The 3225-nt window shown below is 70.1% G+C and carries 4 protein-coding genes; 2 read left to right on the top strand and 2 right to left on the bottom strand.

The window, feature by feature from the left end:
• Positions 1 to 120: 120 nt before the first annotated feature.
• Positions 121 to 903, bottom strand: a complete 783-nt coding sequence (locus GTR02_RS20795; RefSeq protein ID WP_166609382.1) for a GAF domain-containing protein — start codon at positions 901 to 903, stop codon at positions 121 to 123.
• Positions 904 to 1394: 491 nt separating this feature from the next.
• On the opposite strand from GTR02_RS20795, the gene GTR02_RS20790 reads away from it, so the two are divergent.
• On the top strand, positions 1395 to 1556 hold the full coding sequence (locus GTR02_RS20790) for a hypothetical protein (RefSeq protein WP_166609381.1): 162 nt from the start codon (positions 1395 to 1397) through the stop codon (positions 1554 to 1556).
• A 321-nt stretch (positions 1557 to 1877) separates the two neighbouring features.
• Positions 1878 to 2180, top strand: coding sequence for an ANTAR domain-containing protein (locus tag GTR02_RS25005; RefSeq protein ID WP_166609380.1), 303 nt, complete (start codon positions 1878 to 1880; stop codon positions 2178 to 2180).
• Here the strand turns inward: GTR02_RS25005 and GTR02_RS20780 are convergent.
• Positions 2167 to 3030, bottom strand: coding sequence for a nuclear transport factor 2 family protein (locus tag GTR02_RS20780; protein WP_166609379.1), 864 nt, complete (start codon positions 3028 to 3030; stop codon positions 2167 to 2169). The genes GTR02_RS25005 and GTR02_RS20780 overlap by 14 nt on opposite strands.
• Positions 3031 to 3225 lie beyond the last annotated feature (195 nt).

Raw genomic sequence — 3225 nt, 5'->3', positions numbered from 1 at the left:
GCTCGACGCGTTCTTCGAGCTCGGCCACTTGTGCGGCCAGGTCCTCGATGGTCCGCCGGGCCGGGGGCCGCAGCGGGGGCATCTCGCCTGGCGAGGGGTGCTCGGGTACCTGCCGCACGGTCACGCGAGGAGCTCCGTCGGGTCGACGTCACCGACGACGATGGCGTGGGCGAGTGCGTCCAGCGTCTGCCCGCCCGTGACGGCGCGCCCGCGGAGGGTGGCGAGGGCGTCGTCATGCGCCAGGCCCAGGACGAGGTTGATCATCCCGACCGCGACCCACACCTCGCGCCGGCGGCGCGCGGGTGCGGCGTCCAGCCATGCCGGGGACCCTTCGGCGGCGATGAGTCCCTCCGCCTGTCCGGTGTCCAGGGTCGTCAGCAGTTGCTCGGCGATGACCACGGCGATCATCTGGGCGGCGATGACGTCGTGCGCTCCCATCCGCTGCGGGCGCCGGTCGTAGAGATCCATCACCCCGAAGGGGACGCCGTTCTCGCGCAGGGGCACCGCGAGGCCCGCCTTGAAGGGTGTCGTCTCGTGGTGCAGGGCGGCGAGGACGGGCCACCGGTCCCACATGCTCGTCTCATCGACGGTGACGGGGCGCCCGGTGCTCATGGCCTCGAAGCACGGCCCTTCTCCGGCGGTGAACTGCAGACGCTCCGCGCCCGCCGCCATCCGGTCGCTGGCCCCTAAGGGCAGACGCTGCCCGCAGGGCGCGTCGACGCACACGCCTGCTCCGTCGACGCCGAGGGTGCGGGCCGCCGCCCGGCTGAGCAGCGCGGGCAACTCCTCGTCACCGATGCACCCTGCCTCGCTGCGGCAGAAGCTCATGAACGTCTCGACGACGGGGACGACTTGTCGTCGAGCCGCCTCACCGGCCTTGTTCCTGGCCTCGGCAGACGTCACGCGGTCCCCCTGGGGTGTCCGTGCTGACGACCCAGCCGCTGGTTGACCACGCGTCGGCCACATCATGCCGGAGGCGACGTGAGCACGCCGCCTCGCTCGTTCGTCCGCCACTCGTCGCCTTGCACAGCCGGCTCGGCGTCTGGGACGGTGTCTGAGCCGGAGCAGTGGACGCAACCGCTGGCGGTGACTGGGTTCAGCACGGCAGCCCGGGGGCGGCTCGCGGTTCCCCCCAGGTTGCCGCGAGTCGTCCTCGCCGCCGACGACGGGATAGCTGTTGGCCCTTCCCCCACCGGCCCACGGCCGGAACGCAAGGACCCTTCAGACGTCCGTGCGAGAGGGGCGATTGTTCGTGAGGCGGAGGTCCGGGCCCCGCGGTTGCTTCCGTTTTGCTACGAGTTGCTCGCCTGCGACGCTGCACTCGCCGACTATGCCGCGGGAGTCGCACTACGAAGCCCGCCCTGAGCCCCGGTGCGGCCGGCGACGTGCTCGGGGTGAACGGCGCGCTGTGCGGGCGGCTGGGCTACGACGGACTGGCGCTGCTCACCATCAACGTGGTCGACCTCCTCCACCCGGACGACGTCAACGACACGGGTCCCGGGCTCTCGGAGCAGACAGGCTTGGACCGTGATGCCGTGCAGTCCGACACGCAATAGGTCCACGCCGACGGGCACAGAACCCGGGCCTTAACAGCGCTCTACCTAGACTTCGCTGCCATCGCCCACCGCCAGGACGTCACCAGCGCGCTGGCCATCGACCCGCCTCTTACGAGGCAGGTCCTCGGTGGCCGGAACCTCCACTGCCGCCACGGCACCGGCCCCTTCGACGCCTAGATCCAGAACCCCGCCACCGCGTCCCACCCACGTCGCCATCGCCCTGGCCGACGCCGCCCCGCTCGCCAGCCGGGACCGCACAACCACCTACCTGCAGGCGCCCATGGCCAGCCGCTCGATCATCGACCAGGCTAGGGCGTTGTGATGTGTCTCGCCGGCTGCTACGTCGACGAGACGTTTCGGTTGTTGGCCAAGCATTCGCAGAGTTCCAATCGCAAGCTGCGCGACCTCGCCGCCGGAATCGTCGCGGCCGCCGCATGCGGCAGGCAGCTCACCCTCTGTCATGACTTCATCGCCGAGCGGACCAACCTTCTGGCCCCGAACACCACCATCGAGACTAGGGCGGCGCGGAGCAGGACGAGACGCCTGGAGGGCCGCGGCCCTCCAGGCGTCTCGTCGTGGCGGGTGTCCGGGGCCGGATCCCGCGCCTCGGTCAGGATCGGGTGATGCTGGAGATGATCCCCGTGTCGAAGAACTCCCACCGGTTCGGCGGCATCATGGCGTTCGCGTGGATCTTGTTCTCCGCTAGGTCGATGCAGATCGAGACGTGGATGGCCGCCTGCTTGACGATCCAATGCAGCTGGATCAGGTCGGGCCGGATTTCGCGCGCCCGGTAGGCCAGGACTGGGGCTTTCATCGGCTCACCCGTCGCGGACGGCGGCGGAGTGTTGTCGGGCATGCTGAACGTGACGTGGTAGTCGTGGTCGAAACTCAGCTGGTAGTGCCGGCCCCCGCTGTAGCGGTAGTCGATGACCGCGCCCAGCAGCTTGTCCGAGAACGGCCCGGAGACCTGGTCGGGCTCGGACGCGAAGGGCATCGGCGGCATCTGGGTCCCGTCGGCAGCGACGTCGGCGGTGAAGTCGTCGGGAGTCGCGTCGTCCGGGGTTGACGTGGTGGTCGTCTGCGACATGGGATTTTCTCCTGAGGGTCGGGTGGGTTCAGTCGTGGGTGTGGTGCTCAGCGCCCGCTGCCGGCAGGGGGCGCCGAGGGCGGCACCCGTCGTGGCGTTCGACGGGACGTGGGGCAGCGCCTCGCCCGCCGTCCAATCCTCGTGGAACAGGACGGTGGCGAAGCGCCAACCCTCCAGGGTCCGGCGCAGCGTGCAGTCGTACCAGCCCGCGCCGTCCGCGTGCCGGTGCTTGTCCTCTTCGAAGCGGTGGACCCCGATAAGGTAGGAGCGGCTCGTGGCCGTGTCGCCGTCGATGGTGGTGGCGTGGTTGGACGACAGGTGCCAGGTCGCGCTGTAGCGCGCCAGCCCGTTGGGCGAGCCGGTCTTCGCGAGCTGCTCATCATCCACGAGCTTCAAGGGTGCTCCCTTCACCTGAAACGCCCCGTCCGGCAGGTCAGCGCGGTGTTGGCGTCAAAGTCCTTGACGTCCAGGCTGCGGGCCAACTCCACGAGCAGGTCGCTGATCGCGGCGCGGTCGACGAGCCACTAAAGCTGGGCGAAGGGGTCGGTGGGGGCCGTGCCGGCGGCGGCGGTGGTCATGGCA

The organism is Kineococcus siccus, from assembly GCF_009906795.1.
Lineage (GTDB): Bacteria > Actinomycetota > Actinomycetes > Actinomycetales > Kineococcaceae > Kineococcus > Kineococcus siccus.
The sequence above is the reverse complement of the archived record's forward strand: the minus strand, read 5'-3'. Positions and strand labels throughout refer to the sequence as shown.